13 protein-coding genes are annotated in these 19475 nt (G+C 43.9%); 8 read left to right on the plus strand and 5 right to left on the minus strand.

Translation table 11 applies throughout. The features are described from left to right. Nucleotides 1-169: 169 nt before the first annotated feature. Nucleotides 170-379 carry a hypothetical protein gene (locus CXF72_RS04785; RefSeq protein ID WP_101037252.1) on the minus strand — a complete coding sequence of 70 codons (210 nt, stop codon included), beginning with the start codon at nucleotides 377-379 and terminating at the stop codon, nucleotides 170-172. Between the two features lie 799 nt (nucleotides 380-1178). Here CXF72_RS04785 and CXF72_RS04790 point away from each other — a divergent pair. The 3 genes from CXF72_RS04790 to CXF72_RS04800 all read left to right on the plus strand — a co-directional run bounded on the left by CXF72_RS04790 (nucleotide 1179) and on the right by CXF72_RS04800 (nucleotide 4821). Beyond that, nucleotides 1179-3353, plus strand: a complete 2175-nt coding sequence (locus CXF72_RS04790) for a bifunctional diguanylate cyclase/phosphodiesterase (protein ID WP_101037254.1) — start codon at nucleotides 1179-1181, stop codon at nucleotides 3351-3353. A 436-nt stretch (nucleotides 3354-3789) separates the two neighbouring features. Next, nucleotides 3790-4158 (plus strand): hypothetical protein, encoded by a 369-nt coding sequence (locus tag CXF72_RS04795; RefSeq protein ID WP_101037256.1) that lies wholly within the window; start codon nucleotides 3790-3792, stop codon nucleotides 4156-4158. A gap of 123 nt (nucleotides 4159-4281) precedes the next feature. Continuing rightward, nucleotides 4282-4821, plus strand: a complete 540-nt coding sequence (locus CXF72_RS04800) for a DUF924 family protein (protein ID WP_101037258.1) — start codon at nucleotides 4282-4284, stop codon at nucleotides 4819-4821. 801 nt (nucleotides 4822-5622) lie between these two features. Here the strand turns inward: CXF72_RS04800 and CXF72_RS04805 are convergent. Then, nucleotides 5623-6432, minus strand: a complete 810-nt coding sequence (locus tag CXF72_RS04805) for a transglutaminase-like domain-containing protein (protein WP_101037261.1) — start codon at nucleotides 6430-6432, stop codon at nucleotides 5623-5625. Between the two features lie 697 nt (nucleotides 6433-7129). Here CXF72_RS04805 and CXF72_RS04810 point away from each other — a divergent pair. The 5 genes from CXF72_RS04810 (at nucleotide 7130) to CXF72_RS04830 (ending at nucleotide 16368) form a co-directional block, all read left to right on the plus strand. Beyond that, nucleotides 7130-8584 carry a circularly permuted type 2 ATP-grasp protein gene (locus CXF72_RS04810; RefSeq protein WP_101037263.1) on the plus strand — a complete coding sequence of 485 codons (1455 nt, stop codon included), beginning with the start codon at nucleotides 7130-7132 and terminating at the stop codon, nucleotides 8582-8584. Then, nucleotides 8584-9525 carry an alpha-E domain-containing protein gene (locus CXF72_RS04815; protein ID WP_101037266.1) on the plus strand — a complete coding sequence of 314 codons (942 nt, stop codon included), beginning with the start codon at nucleotides 8584-8586 and terminating at the stop codon, nucleotides 9523-9525. The genes CXF72_RS04810 and CXF72_RS04815 overlap by 1 nt, the downstream gene beginning before the upstream one ends. Next, nucleotides 9522-12857, plus strand: coding sequence for a transglutaminase family protein (locus tag CXF72_RS04820; protein WP_101037268.1), 3336 nt, complete (start codon nucleotides 9522-9524; stop codon nucleotides 12855-12857). Before CXF72_RS04815 ends, CXF72_RS04820 begins: the two co-directional genes overlap by 4 nt. Nucleotides 12858-12919: 62 nt before the next feature. Beyond that, the gene (locus tag CXF72_RS04825; protein ID WP_101037270.1) at nucleotides 12920-15472 is read left to right on the plus strand and encodes a circularly permuted type 2 ATP-grasp protein; all 2553 of its coding nucleotides are present in this window, start codon (nucleotides 12920-12922) and stop codon (nucleotides 15470-15472) included. After that, nucleotides 15469-16368, plus strand: coding sequence for a transglutaminase family protein (locus CXF72_RS04830; protein ID WP_101037272.1), 900 nt, complete (start codon nucleotides 15469-15471; stop codon nucleotides 16366-16368). The genes CXF72_RS04825 and CXF72_RS04830 overlap by 4 nt, the downstream gene beginning before the upstream one ends. A 915-nt stretch (nucleotides 16369-17283) precedes the next feature. Here CXF72_RS04830 and CXF72_RS04835 read toward each other — a convergent pair. From CXF72_RS04835 to CXF72_RS04845, 3 genes are read right to left on the minus strand one after another with little or no spacing between them, the layout of a single operon-like run. Further along, nucleotides 17284-18006, minus strand: coding sequence for an amino acid ABC transporter ATP-binding protein (locus CXF72_RS04835; protein WP_101037274.1), 723 nt, complete (start codon nucleotides 18004-18006; stop codon nucleotides 17284-17286). Further along, complete coding sequence (locus CXF72_RS04840; RefSeq protein ID WP_232784879.1) at nucleotides 18003-18653, minus strand: amino acid ABC transporter permease; 651 nt, start codon at nucleotides 18651-18653, stop codon at nucleotides 18003-18005. Before CXF72_RS04840 ends, CXF72_RS04835 begins: the two co-directional genes overlap by 4 nt. Then, nucleotides 18653-19324: an amino acid ABC transporter permease gene (locus CXF72_RS04845; protein WP_101037278.1), complete on the minus strand. Its 672-nt coding sequence runs from the start codon at nucleotides 19322-19324 to the stop codon at nucleotides 18653-18655. The genes CXF72_RS04840 and CXF72_RS04845 overlap by 1 nt, the downstream gene beginning before the upstream one ends. Nucleotides 19325-19475: the final 151 nt, after the last annotated feature.

Here is a 19475-nt window from a genome sequence, read left to right on the forward strand (position 1 = left end):
GTACTCGGTTTACTCACGCGTTAACATGGCCGCGTTAACATGGCCACCCATAATTATTGCCGTTTTTTATTCTTGCACTACCCACCACTTTTTAACGTACCCGCTCGGACAGCACATCCATGTATAAAGCCGAGTCTAATGAAATCAACAAGGCACGCAGAGCTACCGCTCATGAGCCTAAACTGGCGTAAATGACTTCAGCGTCCTGCCCTACGCCTTTCAGGTCGTTGTCGTAAATTCCAAGGTTCAAATTTTTTCCTGACAAATTTGTCGCTCCATAATTTCCTTTGCTAAGTGATTTCTCAGACAAGAAAAATGGTCGGAAATTTTCGTAGCCGCATTGGTTTGATTTATTGATAAGAAGGTTTGGGTGTTCCATCTTTTGTCTACCATCTTTTACATATCGACGATTTTATCTCAAGGAAATAACAAAGCCACCCAAGGTTGTTGTTGACTTGCTAAAGGAATTGATTGCTCAAGAAAATGGTCGGAAATTGCCTAGCCGCATTGGTTTAGTGATTTATAAACGAAAAGTTTTGGCTGTCCCATCTTAGCAAGCCACCCAAGATTGTTGGCTGATATTTCAGCATTGATCTAGACTTTAGGTCTGTTCATACTTGCAGGTGATAAATGATGGCCATACCAAGAAAAAGCATCGTGAGCTTAGATATTATCACTGCTTTTCTTGTGTTGTGCGAAAGCATTGTTGTGCGGCATTGATTACACAACCAGTGACAATATGCAGTGCCATTCAAACCTGACCCGAATGGCAAAGGTATATAATTCACCCGATTTGGCGATAATGTACATTTTCGATTAATATGGAATTTCAAGAAAAAAATTGACTATTCAGCCTTTCTGTTGAATAAATACAGCTCCAACATCATAAAAAAAGCACTCATCGACCTGATTCGCACCGCAGCGACAGGCTCATATTTTGAATTGTATGCAGACAGTTTAATAATAGGGGAGAAAATTTATGACGTCGCTCCTTGATTGAGATGAGAAAAGGTAATATAAGGTAAAGCATATTTAGGTTTAAGTGAAAATGTTCTGTACTCTATCTATAACGCAGTTTTTGAGCTAAATCAGCCATGTTTTTTATCTGTTCTCAGAGATCACTCCTTATTCCAGTTTAACCAATAACATTGAAGATTAATTCATATTAGGAAAGGCACTTGACTAATAAAACGCCACAGATTAATAACCAGCAAGATGATAATAACGCCCGCTTAGAGCTTGTTATTAATGCTACCGGCGTGGGTATATGGGATTGGCAGGTTCAAACCGGGGAGTTAACATTCAATAAACGCTGGGCAGAAATTATTGGTTATACCCTTGATGAATTACAACCTATTCAATTGGATTCCTGGGCTAATAACCTTCACCCCGATGATTTAAATAAAGCTAAAAGTTTACTCGCGCAACATTTTAATGGTGAACTCGATTTTTATGAGGTTGAAGTTCGCATGAAGCATAAGTCGGGGCACTATGTGTGGGTGCTCGCTTCGGGGAAATTAGTCGAAAGGGACTCTCAAGGTAAGCCAAAGCGCATGATCGGTACGCACTTAGATATTACTGAACGAAAAAATAACGAAGAGTCGATGATGGTAACCAGTCAGTTGCTGAATGAATCACAGCAGGTGGGGCGCTTAGGAGGATGGAAATTAGATTTAAAAACAGGTGATTTGTTTTGGACCGATGAAACTTACCGAATACATGAAACATCTCCAGAAGAGTTTAATCCTACGGTCGATGCCGGTATTGGTTATTTTTTTCCTGACTCGCAAAAGATTATTTCTAAAGCTTTGGATGAGGCTGTCAATAATGGAATAGGTTATGACCTTGAGTTACAAACCTATACCACTAAAGGTAGAACAATAGATGTAAGAACGACATGTATTGTTACTCAGGAAGACGGAGTCGCTGTCCGCCTAACGGGGATTTTTCAAGATATCAGTGAGCAGAAAGCCAATCAGAGAAAATTAGAAAAAAGTAATCTTGATTTAGCTAATGCGAACTCAGCGCTAAAACTATCAGCACATTATGACCCGTTAACAGGATTACCTAACAGAATTTTATTAGCAGACAGAATTCAACAGGCCGTGGTAAAAAGCTTGCGTAATGACAAATATGTGGCAGTCGCGTTTATTGATTTAGATGGATTTAAAGACGTTAATGACAGTCATGGTCACAATATTGGTGACCAATTATTGATAAAAGTTGCGAAGCGATTAAAGCATGTGTTGCGCGAGGGGGATACCTTATCTCGTTTTGGCGGCGATGAATTTGTGGCCGTCATTGATAATCTCTCTGACCCTCGCGAAAGTGATTTAATTGTGTTGCGTATGCTTGAGTCGGTTTCTTCTACACTGGTGGTTCAAAAAAAATTATTAAAAATTTCTGCCAGTATAGGGGTTACATTTTATCCGTTAGATAGTGCCGGCCCTGATCAGTTGTTAAGGCATGCGGATCAGGCTATGTATATGGCTAAGCAGCAAGGGAAAAATCGCAGTTATGTTTTTGATATAGAACAAGACGTGGCCGTAAAGAACCATAATGAAGAGTTAAAAAGGATAGCCCAGGCGTTAAAAAATAATGAGTTTGTACTTTATTATCAACCTAAGGTTGACCTTAGAAGCAATCACGTGGTTGGAGTCGAGGCCCTAATTCGTTGGAATCATCCCGACAGAGGCGTGCTTGCTCCGGCTATATTTTTACCTGCGGTTGAGCATGATATGTTAGATATTGAAATAGGAAAATGGGTCATCAATACGGCTTTGCAACAATCTCAAAACTGGCTATCTTCGGGAAATGATCTTCCAATCAGCGTGAATATCAGTCCCCTGCATTTACAGCATGCTGAATTCGTTAGTGAATTGAAAGAGATGCTTGATCAGTATCCTAATATTAAAGCCGGCAGTCTTGAGTTTGAAATTTTAGAAAGCAGCGCACTGAAAGATATTGAGTTAGTTTCAAAAGTGATAAAAGACTGTAACCAGCTCGGGGTGCGTTTTTCAATTGATGATTTTGGTACAGGTTATTCTTCATTAACCTATTTAAAGCGTTTGCCCGCCGAGACTTTAAAAATAGATCAATCATTTGTGAGAGACATGTTAATAGATACGGATGATAAAGCGATAATTCAAGGGATCATTGAATTGGCAAAAGTATTTAATCTTAAAGTGATTGCTGAAGGGGTCGAAACGCCTCAGCATGGAGAGCTATTGCTTTCTTTGGGCAGTTATTTTGCACAGGGATATGGTATTGCGAAACCCATGCCTGCAAACGAGATATTAACTTGGTTAGTTCAGTGGGAAAAAAATCCCTGCTTAGTTGATGGACGTGCATAATACCAAACGCATCAAATAAGTGATCAGCCTTGCTGGTTAAAATCAACTCTATCTGCGTGATGAGTCTTGAAAGGAGAATAACTACTTTCAAGACTCATGCCTTGCTAGTGTTAATTTTTCCTACGCAATACAAGATCACATCTTTAATACATTTGCTATAACTAAAAATGTCGGCAATCGCTCCGGCTGCCATTGAAGATTTAAGCTTCAAGGGTGGGCCCATAGCCCCCAATAGACAGCTCTATCTTTAATAATGCTTGATATAACCTCGCCAATTCAGCCGATGCAAAACCGCCCGGCTGATTGGCCGTTATGTGTCTGCGATGCAAAGGCAATATTTGGGCATTTAAGTAGTTAATTTTTATACCCCTACTTTTAGGCTCTTGATTATCTTAATATGAGTCATTTTACTATTACTTTCAGGAGTCACATTGCATTGCTTAAATCCATATTTTCAGTTGTAGGCATCTTTGCAATCTTAGCGTTATTGCTTGGACTGGTTGCTGATATTCGGAGTGCTGACCGTACAAAAGGTGGGTACAAGTATCCCTTTGCAGGATGGAGCGGAAATACTATCGACTTTTCAGCTATGTACCAAACAAAAGATGGGTTGTATAAAAGTGGCTACGTTATTGATCAATTCTTTAACTGTAATACTGGAATGATTAGTTGGGAAATATTAGGTATCATAAAAGGCGAATTTAGACAGTTTTCTGAAAGGGCTATTGTAATTCACAAACCACAGGATGAATGTAAAGCGCGAGGATATAACCCCGATTCTTGGGCAATAAGTGACTTACTATAATGCCTATTTAGATATATCTTGATAATTTAAAAATGGATATAAAACATAACAAGCAGCGTAATGCTGATTCCGGCGCTAGCGCTTCCACTGGTTCGCTGAGCGTTATAGGTAAAGGAGTAGTCTGTGAATTACGATGATGTTTTATCGTTTTGGTTTGACGAAATTGATCCATCGAAATGGTGGATTAAAGATACTAACTTTGATCAGCTTATTGAAGAAAATTTTTTAGCTGTACATGGGCAAGCCAACCAATGCGAATTATTTGAATGGCGACGTTCGGCGAAAGGACGCTTAGCTGAAATCATTATTTTAGATCAGTTCTCAAGAAATATATTTAGAGATACGGCAAAAGCATTTTTATCTGATCAATTAGCATTAGCGCTTTCACAAGAAGCAATATCGCTTGGGAAGCACCATGATTTGAATAAGATAGAAAGAACGTTTATGTATATGCCATTCATGCATAGCGAATCATTGCGTATTCATGATGTTGCTGTCGAATTATTTAAAGGTAATGGTATTCAATCTAATTTAGATTTTGAAATAAAGCATCGAGATATTATTGAAAAATTTGGTAGATACCCTCATAGAAATGCCATTCTAAACCGAGTCTCTACCGTTGAAGAAATAGCGTTCTTAAAGCAGCCTAATTCTGCGTTTTAAATACATATAACAAATAAGGATAGGTGTCACGCAGCCGACACCTTATCTAGTTGTTGAACATATACCAAAAGAACTAAAAAGTTGATCAGTCTTGCTGGTTAAAATCTACTCTAACAGCGTTGTGAGTTTTATTCAGAACATCCTGTTCTTCACCACTTTGTGGCCAGCTAAAGCTGTTCAAAATCGTTCCAGACGATTTTTGTGAAGTGAGAACAACTATCTCCTGCAACTCACGCCTTGTTATACCAAAAGAAATTAAATTGTGATCTGAAGTTAATTAATGGAATGGGCAGAGTGCATTCTATGCTCCGCAGGCAGTGGCAATCGGTGCGCGGAGCGCACCCTACGGGCTGGTCTTTCTCTGTGTAGCGCGCCGCGCCTCGGTGTTCTCTGTGGTAGTCCCTTTAAAGTGCTGTTCAGGCTTAAAAGTAACAGGCTGAGCCTAAAGACCCGGTTCCGAGAGCTGCTGCACACTTTATCCTTTGAAGGCATTGATCATAAATTTAATACGTTTGGTATAACTTTAGGCATCAGGTAGAACAGGTAAAAACGCTCTGCCAAAGGGAGTGGACAAATCTGATCACTTAATTATTTCTTTTGGTATTAGTGTTAATTTTTCCTGTGCAATACTTGATCACTTCATTAATTCCTTTGGTATTATTTATAGTAAATTTGAGGATCTGTATTGGCCGGTGTTTCGCCTTGTTGTTTTTTTAAGCTGTACTCGAACATTTGCATAGCAGGTGATTATAAACAGCAACGTCAGCAGCATAAAAACTTGCTACATATCCCCCCTTGATTTTATGGGTAATCCGGAATATGTTTATTGTCAATAAGCTGCACTCGAATATTTTGTGTGGCAGGATAAACCGAGGGGCCGAACTGATTATAAACAGCAACGTCAGCAGCATCACGGCCATAACCAATTGCCACATACCCCCCCTTGAGTTCTGACTGCGTCGCATCGAAAGTGTACCACCTACCCGCAACATAGGCCTCAAACCAGGCGTGAAGATCCATCGGTTTTAAGCCGTACAGATAACCCACCACCAGGCGAGCTGGAATACTGAGACTACGGCATAGTGCAATGCCGAGGTGTGAAAGGTCGCGGCAGACACCCGACTGTTGCAAATTAACTGCCACCGCTGACAAAAGCATATCACTGCAGCCAGGGGTATAACGGATGCTATTACGCAGCCATATTTCAATGGCTCTGACCTGATCATAACCGGGCAGTTGTCCGGTGGTAATTGAATTTGCCATATCGCCAAAACAATCCGATTCGCAGTATCTACTGGGCAACAGGTAACTTAATACGTTATTGGGCAAATACTCAATATTGACAAACGGCGCGCCCGGCGCCTGATCCGAGTGATCCGCCGTCATTACATCGGCAGAGGTATAAATAGCAAAAGCGCCCGCAGGCGCAATCAGTCGCTGACAAAGATTGCCGTAATTATCTGCGAACTCGCAAACCGTAACGCTTGGCTTTATCCTGTATTCCTCTCGTGCTATCCATTGTTGAGCACCACTGCGTGGCCGCAGCATTAGAATGAAGGGGGTTGGCACCGTAATATCAAACGTCAACTCACAAGTAGTGCGTAACCACATGTAAATAATCCTTTTATATAAACGCTATGATCAAGTGTTGATTGTAGTGGAGATCATGAAAAACAGACTGATAAATATTTGCATAGGATGTTTTATCTTATGATTATCCTATTGCGGCAAATCCTTAGCATAATTTTTTATTCTCTTTCGATTTTATGGCAGTTTATATCCGCTAGGCAGGGCCTGTAATGGTCTACACTTAATTCTGCAGTCTATTGATAAAAAGGCCATTGCTCGGCTTATTGAATTGAGCGCTAATCTACTGTCTGTTTGTCTCGGCGTACTGGGTATCTTACTTTTATTATGATCCTAAAAAGGGAGAAAAACTGTAAGTGGAGATTTAAAGCTTTTAGACCTGCTTGCGATATGAGGTTGCCTTGTGCCATGACGTTGACGTTATGGGCTACAAACTAAAAAAGTGAATAAATAAAGGTGTTGAAAACGGATAAGTGACTTGCTATCAGAATAAAGAAAAAGGGCAAAAAAATCGAAGGGCTGTGTATCGCGGAAAAATTGTATCAGGGCTTCCGCTCTCTAAAATAGATTTTACGTCAATGAATGTAATCTATTATTGGAAACTAAGGCATTGTTCATCTTGCCCTTGGTTTTATGAGTATTACATGGCGGCATTATAATACAGAGCATCTGCATGATGAACAAAACACTGGCGCGAGTGGATTTGACAGATGGAGAGTATATGAGTATTTCATGGGACAATTATAATCCGGATCATCTTAATGATGAGCTAATAGATGAGAAAGGAATGCCCAAACTTACTGCGCGGCGCCTGGTAGAACATTTGCAGTCACTCGATGTTAATGAACTGGAATCACGGCGGCAATTCGCCGAAGTGACCATTCAGGAGATGGGGATCAGTTTTGCGGTTTATTCCGAAAAGGGAAATATCGACAGAGTGTGGCCCTTTGACATTATTCCGCGGATAATTTCTGCCAAGCAATGGGATAAAACAGCCGCGGGGCTGAAGCAGCGCCTTAAAGCGTTAAACATGTTTATCGCGGATTTGTATGGCGAACAGCTGATTATCAAAGAGGGTATTGTTCCTGAACATCTTATCACTCATTCTAAAAATTTCCGTCCAGAATGTATTGGTATGAAACCTGCCTATGGTGTTTGGGCACATATCTGCGGCACCGATCTGGTCTGTGAAGCTGACGGTGAATTCCATGTGTTGGAAGATAACCTGCGGGTGCCCTCTGGTGTCTCCTATATGCTTGAAAACAGAGCTATTACTAAGCGAGTATTACCGGAGTTGTTTGAACAAAAGAACATTAAATCGATAGACGACTATCCGGATCGATTATTTGACATGCTGGTTTCTCTCTCCCCGCGCAAAATAAAAATGCCTGAAATCGTGGTACTGACACCCGGCATCCATAATTCCGCCTATTTTGAACATGCTTACCTCGCCCAGCAGATGGGCATAGAATTGGTCGAGGGAAATGACCTGGTCGTTGGTGATGATGACTGCGTTTATATGCGTACTATCACTGGACTTGATCGGGTGGATGTGATTTATCGGCGTATTGATGATCTGTTTCTTGATCCCGAGGTTTTCAGAAAAGATTCGACACTGGGTGTCCCGGGTTTAATGCGTGCCTGGCTGGCTGGAAATGTGGCATTGGCGAATGCACCGGGTGCCGGTGTGGCCGATGATAAGGTGGTGTATGCCTATGTCCCGGATATGATTCGTTACTATCTCAAGGAGGAGCCGCTGCTACCGAATGTTAAAACCTATCTTTGTGATGACCCGGTTCAACGTCAGTATGTTCTTGATAACCTTGATAAACTGGTGATTAAGCCGGCAAATGAATCCGGTGGTTACGGAATGTTGATTGGACCGCATTCCAGCAAGCAGGAGCAGGCCCATTTTGCGGAGTTAATTAAATCTGATCCGCGTAACTATATTGCCCAACCCACCCTGAATCTATCGACTGCCCCAACGCTGATAGGTAAAGGTTGTATTGAACCGCGTCATATGGATTTGAGGCCTTTTGTTCTACAGGGGAAGGATATCTATGTCACCACTGGAGGATTAACCCGTGTGGCAATGAAAAAAGGTTCCCTGGTGGTGAATTCCTCTCAGGGTGGGGGAAGTAAAGATACCTGGATTGTCAAATCGGAGAAAAATTGATGTTATCTAAATTAGCGGAAAGACTTTATTGGATGGCACGCTATATAGAGCGGGTTGAAAATACCGCAAGACTGGTCAGTGTTTACGATCAGCTGCTGCTTGATTTGCCGCAGGAGACGGGGATCAGTTGGTATAACCTGATTATTCTAAACAGTGCTGAATCTCTCTTTTTAGCGCGTTATGAGAACCGTAATGAACACAATGTGGTTAAATTTTTACTTGCCGATGACAGCAATCCATCGTCTCTCCTGTCGTCAATTCGGGGGCTGCGTGAAAATGTCAGAACTTCCCGGGATCTATTACCCAAAGAAACCTGGAAAATTGTTAATGAACTTTATATTTTTGCCCGGGACAATATAAAACTGGGTATCAATCGCAGCCGCAGAAATCAGTTTCTGGAAGAGATGGTCAAGCGTTGTCAGCAGATTAACGGCCTGTTGAATGGCACTATGAGTCGTGATGCGGCCAGTCATTTTTTGAGTTTAGGCTGCAGTCTGGAGCGAGCAGATATGCTTACCCGGTTACTGGATGCCGGTGCTGCGGTGTTACTCAGCGAGCTCGATAGCGAACTCAATATTCAAGAAGTTGTGTGGGGTAATGTACTGCGCTCCAGCAGTGCTCACATGAGTTACAGAAGAACCGTGCGCAGTGCGGTAGGTGCTCGGGATGTGGTTGCTTTTTTATTGCAGGATCCCTATTTTCCGCGCAGTTTCCAATTTTGTTTGAATCAGATTCAGGATGCGGCCAGAAGTTTGCCTAATGGCGACGAGGTTGTCAGTTATATTGAAAAAGCATTAATAGCGCCCTATGACCTGATCAAAGAGGATGCGCTTGATGAAAAATTCCGAGAATATCTGAATCAGTTGCAGCTCGAACTGCAGCAGGTGCATATTTGCATCAGCGGGTGCTGGTTCCCGTCCTATGAACGGAGTGCCATATGAGTGTCCGAGTCGCAATAAATCATGTTACTGAGTATCATTTTGATCGTGCAGTCAGTTTGACCGCTCATACTATTCGGCTCCGCCCGGCGGCACATAGCCGGACACCGATCAAAGCTTATTCCTTGAAGGTAAGTCCTGAGAATCATTTTATTAACTGGCAGCAGGATCCTTTTGGTAATTTTTTAGCCCGCTTGGTTTTTCCTGAAAAAAGCGATTATCTGCGTGTCGAGGTGGAGGTGATTGCTGATATGACGGTTATTAATCCATTTGATTTCTTTCTGGAAGAATCGGTGGAAAGCTTTCCCTTTAAATATGATCGAAGCCTGAAAAAAGATTTAAAGCCTTATCTGGAAATTGTTGATCGCGGGCAGTTGATCCGTGACTGGGTTGACTCGGTGCCTAAAAAATCGTTAGCGACGAATGATTTTCTGGTTTATCTGAATCAGCGCTTAGAAAAAGAGATCAATTACAATATTCGCATGGAACAGGGGGTACAAAGTAGCGATACCACGCTGCAGCTGGGGCGCGGTTCCTGTCGTGACTCAGCTTGGTTGCTGGTGCAGATTCTGCGCCATATCGGACTTGCTGCGCGCTTTGTCTCCGGTTATTTGATCCAACTGGTGGCCGATGTTAAAGCGTTGGATGGTCCCTCTGGTCCGGAAAAAGATTTTACTGATCTGCATGCCTGGTGTGAAGTTTATATCCCGGGTGCCGGCTGGGTTGGTCTTGATCCAACATCCGGCTTATTTGCAGGAGAAGGGCATATTCCATTGGCCTGCACCCCGTCACCACAGTCAGCCGCCCCGATTTCCGGAGGAACTGAAAAATGTGAAGTAGCATTTACCTTCAGCAATGAGGTGACGCGGATTCATGAAGACCCGCGAGTGACCAAGCCTTATACTCAGCAGCAGTGGCAATATATTGATGCACTCGGTAAAGCCGTGGATCAACAGCTATTGGAGCAGGATGTACGCTTGACTATGGGTGGCGAGCCGACCTTTGTCTCCGTTGATGATATGGACTCAGCCCAGTGGAATACCGAAGCACTTGGCAAAGAAAAACTGAGCCTGTCGAAGGATCTGCTGCTGCGCTTACAGCAGAAATTTGCCCCGGGTGGTCTGCTTCATTACGGTCAGGGAAAATGGTATCCCGGCGAAGAGATCCCGCGCTGGGCGCTGGGCTGTTTCTGGCGCAGCGATGGCAAGCCTTTGTGGCGAGAGCCAAAACTGCTGGCAAGGGCTGATCAAGACTACGGTGTAACCTGCCAGCAAGCAGAAGCCTTTGCAAATAAACTGGCCAGCGCGGCTGGACTCGACCCTGTTGCTGTGCTGCCGGCCTATGAAGACACGCTCTATTATCTGTGGAAGGAACAGACCTTACCGGACAATATTGATCCTTTAAGCGCGACGTTCAAAGATGGTCTGGAAAGGCAAAAAATGGCGCAGCTGTTATCTCAGGGGCTAAACTTGCCCGTAGGATACTGCCTGCCGCTGAGCTGGAACAGTACCAGTAAACGCTGGCGTACCAGTGTCTGGCCACTTCGCCGCAATACGCTGACGCTTATTCCGGGTGACTCTTCGATGGGACTGCGACTGCCTTTAAATTCTCTGCCCGAGCGTGCTGAAGAATATCAGGATATTGAAAATTTTCGAGATCCGTTTGCACCCGCCGAGCCACTGCCGGAAGCCGGACAACGTGTTTTACAGGCTGGTCTGGATCCTAATACTCCAGAACAGCCGTCAAATAAAGTAAAAGTGGTCAGAACCTCTTTGTGTATCGAGCCGCGAAATGGTTGTCTCTATCTGTTTTTACCGCCGCTGGAACGCCTTGAGCACTATGTGGCACTGATCGAACTGATTGAGAATATCGCTGCTGAGTGTGATCTGCCGGTGGTGATTGAAGGTTATGAGCCCCCCAAAGATGACCGCATACTTTGTTTCAAGGTAACACCTGATCCTGGCGTGATTGAAGTCAATATCCACCCGGTAAAGCACTGGTCAGAACTGGTTGATAACACCTCAGTGCTCTATGAGGAAGCTCGATTAGCGCGACTGGTCGCTGAGAAGTTTATGCTCGACGGTCGTCATACCGGCACGGGTGGCGGCAATCATATAACGCTGGGCGCTGCGACGGCCGGTGACAGTCCCTTTCTGCGCCGACCTGATCTGCTGCGCAGTTTTATCACCTACTGGCAGCATCATCCGGGACTCTCCTACTTGTTTTCCGGCATGTTTATCGGTCCGACCAGCCAGGCGCCTCGTGTCGACGAAGGCCGCGAGGAAATGCTCTATGAGCTGGAAGTCGCCTTTTCACTGATGCCGGACGGCGAGTCTGCACAGCCGTGGTTGGTGGATCGATTGATGCGCAATCTGCTGGTGGATATTACCGGCAATACACACCGCTCTGAATTCTGTATTGATAAGCTTTATTCTCCCGGTTCATCCTCCGGGCGTCAGGGACTGCTTGAGTTCCGCAGTTTCGAAATGCCGCCCCATCCGCAAATGGCCCTGGTACAGGCATTGCTTATCCGCTGTCTGGTTGCCCGCTTCTGGCGGGATCCTTACCACAAGCCGCTGGTACGCTGGGGCACTGAACTGCATGACCGTTTTATGTTGCCGCATTATGTTTGGGCTGATCTGCGCGAGGTTGTGAAGGATCTGCTGCGCCATGATATTCCTTTTCAATTACCCTGGCTGGCGCCGTTTGAGGAGTTCCGTTTTCCTCATTATGGCAGTGTCCAGCTGGATAATATCAAGCTCGAACTGCGCTGGGCGATTGAGCCCTGGCATGTACTGGGTGAGGAGATCGGGAGTACGGGCACCGCCCGCTATGTCGATTCATCGGTAGAAAGGTTACAGGTAAAGCTGCAGGGATTGACGCCCGAGCGCTATGTGCTGGCTTGTAATGGACGTCGTATCCCTCTGCATTCGACTGGTCGAAACGGTGAGTATGTTGCCGGTGTGCGCTATAAGGCCTGGCAGCCACACTCAGCACTGCATCCAACAATAGGGGTGCATTCGCCACTGGTGTTTGACGTGATTGATACCTGGAACGGCCAAACTATCGGTGGCTGTACTTACCATGTGGTGCATCCCGGAGGCCGAAGTTATGACACGCAGCCGGTGAATGCGCTGGAAGCCGAATCACGGCGGATCAACCGTTTCTGGGACATTGACCATACGCCAAAAAAGCGGATACATATGCCGGAATTTAATGGCATAAGGGAATTTTTTATCAATCAGATGCCACCCCGGCCGATGGCTCCGCCTGCGGAGCAACCAACGGGAGAATATCCTTATACACTTGATTTGCGGCGGGCAATGGAAAATTAATATTTTAATGGCCCTTTGTAAATAATGTAAATAGCAATACTTAATATGGATGCGATGAATCAATGAAAATATCTGCGCCAGGAAAACCGGATGAACTGCACTATGCAATAAGCGCTGAAGGTTATGATGAGGTTTATGGTCATCAGACACAAATGCGGGAGCATTGGCTTTACCTTTTTGAAGCCCTGAAAACGCTTGGTCCCGATGGAATTCGTGAGCGTCAGTTAAAGGCGCAGCGAATTTTTCGTGACGACGGTGCTACCTACAATCCAGAGTCATCGGCCAGTCCGCAATCCTGGCAACTGGATCCTGTTCCAGTGCTGCTGCAGAGTGAAGAATGGGCGGTAATTGAATCCGGTCTGCTGGAAAGGGCCGAGCTATTCAACCTTATTCTGAAAGATGTTTATGGAAAGCGTGAACTGATTCATCATGGCGTTCTGCCACCAGAACTGGTGTTTGCCCATGGTGGTTTTTTGCGTGCCTGCCAGGGACTGTCGCTACCCGGAGAGCACCAACTGGTGCTGCACACAACCGATATGGTCCGTGATAGCAAAGGTGAGATGATTATTATTGGGGATCGCACTCAGTCACCCAGTGGTGCCGGTTATGCGCTGGAAAATAGGACGGTGATGTCGCGTGTACTTCCCTCGTTGTTTCGAGAAAGTCATGTCCATCGTCTGTCACTCTTTTTCCAGTCGTTGCGGATCAAACTTAATACCTTAGCCAGTCAGATAACCTCCGAGCGGCCGCGTATTGTTATTCTGACCCCCGGTGCCTACAGCGAAACCTATTTCGAACATACTTATCTGGCCAACTATCTGGGCTATCCTTTGGTGCAGGGCAGTGATCTGCTGGTCAGCCAAGGTTATCTGTATATGAAGTCTTTGGGGGGACGAGAAAGGGTTGACGTGGTGCTGCGCCGAGTGGATGATTCTTTTTGTGATCCGGTTGAGCTGCGGGGGGATTCCCAGCTGGGGGTCGCCGGTTTATTGGACGTGGTGCGTTCAGGACATGTGATTGTGGTCAACCCTCTGGGTTCGGGCTTTCTTGAAAATCCAGCTTTACTGCGTTATTTACCGCAGATTAGCCAGCATTTTATGGGGCGTGAATTGCGTTTGAGTTCTGCCCCGACCTATTGGTGTGGTGAACCGCAGGATCTTGCCTATGTGCTCGCACATCTTGATAGTCTGGTGATTAAACCTATCATTCGGAAAAGGGGGGATGAAAGCATTTTCGGATCTCAGCTCAATGCCCCTCAGCGTCAGGAGCTGGCTTTAAAAATCAAGTGTAAACCCGGGGATTTCGTGGCTCAAGTGTATATTCAACCCTCGAATACCCCTTCCTGGCTGAGTCCTCAACTTGTCCCTCGACCGGCTGTATTACGGACCTTTGCGGTGGCCAGCAACTCGTCTTACACTGTGATGCCCGGTGGATTGACCCGAATAGGCACAGGAAATGAGAACATGAGTCTGAGTAATCATAGGGGGGCTATCAGTAAGGATACTTGGGTCTTAGCATCCGAACCGGAAAAACAGCTATCGCTTAGCGCTCACACTGTTGCTACTGCGGCTGGAGCCGTCAAACTCCATGTCGCTTTCCCCTGCCGCGTGGTTGAAAATTTATACTGGATGGGACGTTATGCCGAGCGGGCCGAATCTGCATTACGTTTGCTGCGTACCGTTTTTATCCAGTTGAACAGCTTTGATAATGTGCCTGAGCAGATTCGATTATTGTTGCGTACGGTCACTGAATTGACCGGTACTTTTCCCGGATTTACGGTGGTTGATGCACAGATGCAGCAGCAGCCGGAAGCTGAGTTGCTGTCTGTTATTCTCGATAGAAGCCGCACGGGCAGTATTAGTGCGAGTCTCCATTCATTGCTGGACTGCACCGATCAGATTAAAGAGATGATGTCATCGGATACACAAAAAGTGGTAAACGATCTGCGCGATGGGCTGTCCAGCTTGAAAGATGCTTTGCAACCCGGACTTAATTCCGCGCCAGAAGAAGCACTCGATCCGTTAGTAACGACTCTGCTCGCGTTGGCTGGTCTGTGGCAGGATAGTATGGTGCGCGCACTTGGATGGCGCTTTATGGATATGGGCCGCCGGGTTGAAAAAGCATTACAGTCAATCCGCTTAATCCGTTCATCACTTGTGCCGGTGTTACCGGAACAGCAACAGTTTCAGACTCTAGAGGCTATTTTGTTGAATTCTGAATCTCTAATAACATTTCGTCGTCGTCAATATGATGGTAGCGGTATGATGCAGGGACTGGAACTTTTACTTCTTGATCGCAGCAATCCCCGATCTGTGTTGTATCAGATAGCCTTGCTGCGCGAGCATTTAACAGAATTGCCAACCGCCGCTCACGGACAGGGACTGGCCGATGAAGACAGGTTTCTGCTGGAGGCATCAACTGCCTTGCAGCTCTGTTCACTTGAGCAACTGGTCGCGGAGAATCAGGAAACCGGTACACGTTCTGAACTTGAAAAGCTGCTCTCCCGTGTCCAATATTTGTTGGAGGCGACTTCAGCTCAAATCAGTCATAAATACTTTGATCAGATCAAAGCATATCATCAACTCGTACGTCTCGACTGGGATGGAGAATTATGATTTACCGTGTTCGTCATATCACTCATTATGAGTATGAAAAGCCAGTCACCCTGAGTTATAACCGGGCCTATCTGCTGCCAAGAAATACGACTTATCAGCATTGCATGAGCAGCACTATCAATATATCTCCCGGCGATACAGCAGGGCAGGAGCGATATGACTATTTTGGCAACCGAGTGTACTTTTTTTCGTTGGAACTGCCCCATAATGAACTGATCATTGATATCAGCAGTGATATTCAAATTAAGGAAAAAAAGTATGGTCTTGAGGGGAAACTCAATTTTGATCAGGGAGTGACCTGCAGCCAGGCTCTGCAGGCGCTGCATCAGGGAGGGGATGCCGCATTATTAGATGCCCGGGAATTTGTATTGGATTCCCCGATGATAATTTCTTCGGCTGGATTGCGCGAATATGCCGCTGTTTCCTTTCATTTTAAGCGCACTCTACTGTCGGCGGTAAGAGAATTGAATCAGCGGATCTATGCTGACTTTACCTATGATCCTGAATCAACCATTATTGCGACGCCCTTGGCTGAGGTATTGTTGAACAAGCGGGGTGTCTGTCAGGATTTTGCTCAACTTGCGATTGGTTGTCTGCGCTCACTCGGTTTTCCAGCCCGTTACATTAGTGGGTATCTGGAAACTTTCCCGCCGCCTGGACAGGAAAAAATGCTTGGCAGTGGAGCCTCTCATGCCTGGTTTTCTGTTTATATCCCGGGTGAAGGATGGTTTGAATTTGATCCTACCAACAATAATATTCCGGCTGAGCACCATATCACAACCGCATGGGGACGTGATTATGGTGATGTTTCGCCACTCCGAGGGGTGTTTTTTGATGGTGGTAAGAACCAAAAGCTGAACGTTTCTGTTGATGTCAGTCGGATTGAAACGGATTGAAACGGATTGAAACGGATTGAAACCGGTAGAACAAAGCTAATAGCAAAAAAAAGGATTAAGTGATCCGATTTGCCCACTCCCTTTGGCGAAGTGTTTTTACCTCTTTTTCCTGATGCCTAAGGTTATTCCATCCTAGGCTAACCTTAACAACGATATGTTCATCATCTTTAAATGCGAAAATAGGCTAAATCATGCAATGCCCACAGCTGTTCAATTGGATTTAGCTTTGGCTAATAAGGAGAGGGTGCATAATGGCTAAATTATCAAATTTAATTACCTGACTTGTGCAATATATTGGCGATGAAACAGCTCGTAGGGTGCGCTCCGCGCACCGATTTTTGCGTCTTACGGTGCACGGAGTGCACCCTACCGATACATAATACCCATTCCATTTATTAATACTAAATGCATTAATAAAGTTATTCTGATTTAAAATTATCCTGGCGGTTTTGTGAGACTAAATTTCCCTTTGAAAAAAAGTGATCATAAATTTAATGGCGGTCTTATTTGAACGCCAACTAGCACCAATCATGACAACAAACGCATAGCGCGTAGGGTGCATTCTATGCACCCTACCGATAAAATAATAGCAAATGCATTAACAAAGTCATCAGATGTACTATTCAAAATCATCCCGGCGACTTTATGAGCGTAAATTTTTCCTTTGAAGCAACTGATCATAAATTTAATGCTTTTGGTATTATCTGGGTCTTAGAAGCGATTTGAAATCTGAATTAGCAAATCCCATCTATGGATTCAGTCAAATCATGCTTAATTTAATGCAAGCCGCACAAATTACAGGCATAAAAAAACCGCAAGCCAGTGGTGGTTGGCATTGCGGATTTAGTCGGCTATTAATAGGTTAGAAGGGTGCTTACACCCCTCTGCTTAACGGCGTATTTACGTTTTATGTGATCAGAGAACTTTACTTAAAAATTGTTGTGTTCTTTCTCTCTGAGGATTACCCAACACCTCATCAGGTGGTCCCATCTCTTCAATTAATCCTTTATGGAAAAATGCAACTTTATCAGAGACTTCTTTCGCAAAAGATATCTCATGAGTAACACAAATCATCGTCATACCATCATCACGAAGCAATCTTAAGGTATCCAACACTTCACCAACGAGTTCAGGATCAAGTGCCGAAGTCACCTCATCAAATAACATATAAGCAGGCTTCATTGCTAATGCTCGAGCGATGGCGAGTCGTTGCTGTTGTCCTCCGGACATTCTGGTAGGATACACATCAAGTTTATCACCAAGACCAACGTGAACTAGCTCTTTTCTAGCAATTTCTTCTGCTTCTTCTTTAGTAAACCCTTTTACAATCCGCGGAGCAAGCGCGGCATTTTCTAATACAGTTAAATGAGGAAAAGAATTCCACTGCTGAAATACCATCCCTAAATTCTGTCTTAATTTATTTTTATCTGTTTTTTTATCATGAACATCTATGTCATCAACGATAATATTGCCACTGTTTATCTTCTCAATGGCATTAATACAATACAAAAGTGTGGATTTGCCACTGCCGCTGGCACCAATGATACTAACAACTTCACCGCTGTTTACGTTTAAATCGATCCCTTTTAAAACTTCCAAATCTCCGAAAGATTTATGCACGCCTTTGATTTCTATCATATTGCCATTTTCCTTTCTACATGTTTACCATAACGTGATAAGGGGTATGAGATCATAAAATAAAACAATCCTATTCCTATCAGTATCATAAGGGGTTCTTGTGTCCTTGAGATCAACTGCTCTCCGGTTCTAAGTAATTCCATATATCCAATCACTGAAACAAGTGCCGAGTCTTTTATAACACTAAGCGCGACGCCAAGCCAAGATGGGAAAACGGCTCTCATTCCTATCGGTACCCTGATGTGTATTACTGTTTGCAGGTAACTCATACCCAGCGATCTCGACGCTGTTCTCATGGAAGTTGGAACACTATCAAATCCACTTCTAAAAACTTCACTCATAAATGCCATGGTATAAAGAGACAGTATAATTGAGCCTGCAATAAAAGGAGATAGTGGGTGTCCCATAGCACCAACATAAGTACTAAAAAGTATAAGTTGAATAATAAGTGGTACAGATCTTAGAATATCTAAAAATCCGCCTAGGACCATATTGACGGATTTATTAGATTCTGCTCTTAAAAATCCGATTAATAGCCCTAAAATTGTTCCAATAACTATTGCAACGACAGATATATAAATGGTATTCATAATCCCGGTTAAGATAAAGCCTGAATCATTCCAGGATAAAGGAGTAAATAAGTTCATTATGAAAGCTCCCCTTTAAACACTTTTTTTGCAATCAAGCCTGATGCTAACAGCACCAATTTTGTTATCACAAAGTACATCACAGCTGCGACTATAAAAAACTCTAACGTTCTAAATGAAGTTGATTGAAGTCTCTGTGTCTCACCTGAGAGTTCATTCATACCCACAAGTATGCCAAGAGAGCTCATTAATATTGACCAAACAAATTGATTTGTCATTGGATGATAAATCCTTCTAAACATTTGTGGCAATATCACATGTCGATAAACTTTTAAGCTGTTCATTCCGAGCGATTTTGCCGCACTGTATTGAGTCGTTGGGATTGACTGAAAACCACCCCTAAATGTTTCTGCCAAGTATCCTGCATTTATAAAGACTAATGCAGAAAAAACCGAAAAATAGGGACTAAGATGGATACCATAGGCACCTAGGCCAAAGTACGCCATGTAGATAAGAAAAAGTGCCGGTAAATTTCTTGCTGTCTCTATCCAAATATTTGCCATATTATAAAAAATTTTTGAATCTGACATTTTCCCTAAAGCTAATAATACCGCAATAACTATGCCTAGAAGCATAGATAAAACGGATACATGTATCGTTGTAAACGCCCCACTTAAAAGTTGCGGGAATGCATCAAATACAACATTCCAATGAAATTCATAATTGTCCATATATCCTCTTTATAAGCTTCTTTGATGAGCCTTAAATAGTCAAATATCTCCGGAAAAATCGGAGGCTTGATTTTATAAACCGCTCAAAGCGGATTAATTTTGCGGTCTTGGTACGGAATTTTACCCTTTATGTATCCAATTATTTGAGCTG

This window comes from Psychromonas sp. MB-3u-54, from assembly GCF_002836415.1.
In the GTDB taxonomy this organism is placed as follows: domain Bacteria; phylum Pseudomonadota; class Gammaproteobacteria; order Enterobacterales; family Psychromonadaceae; genus Psychromonas.

Excerpts from the sequence above, each read along its gene's own strand:
- CXF72_RS04810 (WP_101037263.1), top strand. The coding sequence starts at position 7,130 with ATGAGTATTTCATGGGACAATTATAATCCGGATCATCTTAATGATGAG.
- CXF72_RS04820 (WP_101037268.1), top strand. The coding sequence starts at position 9,522 with ATGAGTGTCCGAGTCGCAATAAATCATGTTACTGAGTATCATTTTGAT.
- CXF72_RS04785 (WP_101037252.1), bottom strand. The coding sequence starts at position 379 with ATGGAACACCCAAACCTTCTTATCAATAAATCAAACCAATGCGGCTAC.
- CXF72_RS04840 (WP_232784879.1), bottom strand. The coding sequence starts at position 18,653 with ATGAACTTATTTACTCCTTTATCCTGGAATGATTCAGGCTTTATCTTA.
- CXF72_RS04830 (WP_101037272.1), top strand. The coding sequence starts at position 15,469 with ATGATTTACCGTGTTCGTCATATCACTCATTATGAGTATGAAAAGCCA.
- CXF72_RS04845 (WP_101037278.1), bottom strand. The coding sequence starts at position 19,324 with ATGGACAATTATGAATTTCATTGGAATGTTGTATTTGATGCATTCCCG.
- CXF72_RS04805 (WP_101037261.1), bottom strand. The coding sequence starts at position 6,432 with ATGTGGTTACGCACTACTTGTGAGTTGACGTTTGATATTACGGTGCCA.
- CXF72_RS04815 (WP_101037266.1), top strand. The coding sequence starts at position 8,584 with ATGTTATCTAAATTAGCGGAAAGACTTTATTGGATGGCACGCTATATA.
- CXF72_RS04835 (WP_101037274.1), bottom strand. The coding sequence starts at position 18,006 with ATGATAGAAATCAAAGGCGTGCATAAATCTTTCGGAGATTTGGAAGTT.
- CXF72_RS04825 (WP_101037270.1), top strand. The coding sequence starts at position 12,920 with ATGAAAATATCTGCGCCAGGAAAACCGGATGAACTGCACTATGCAATA.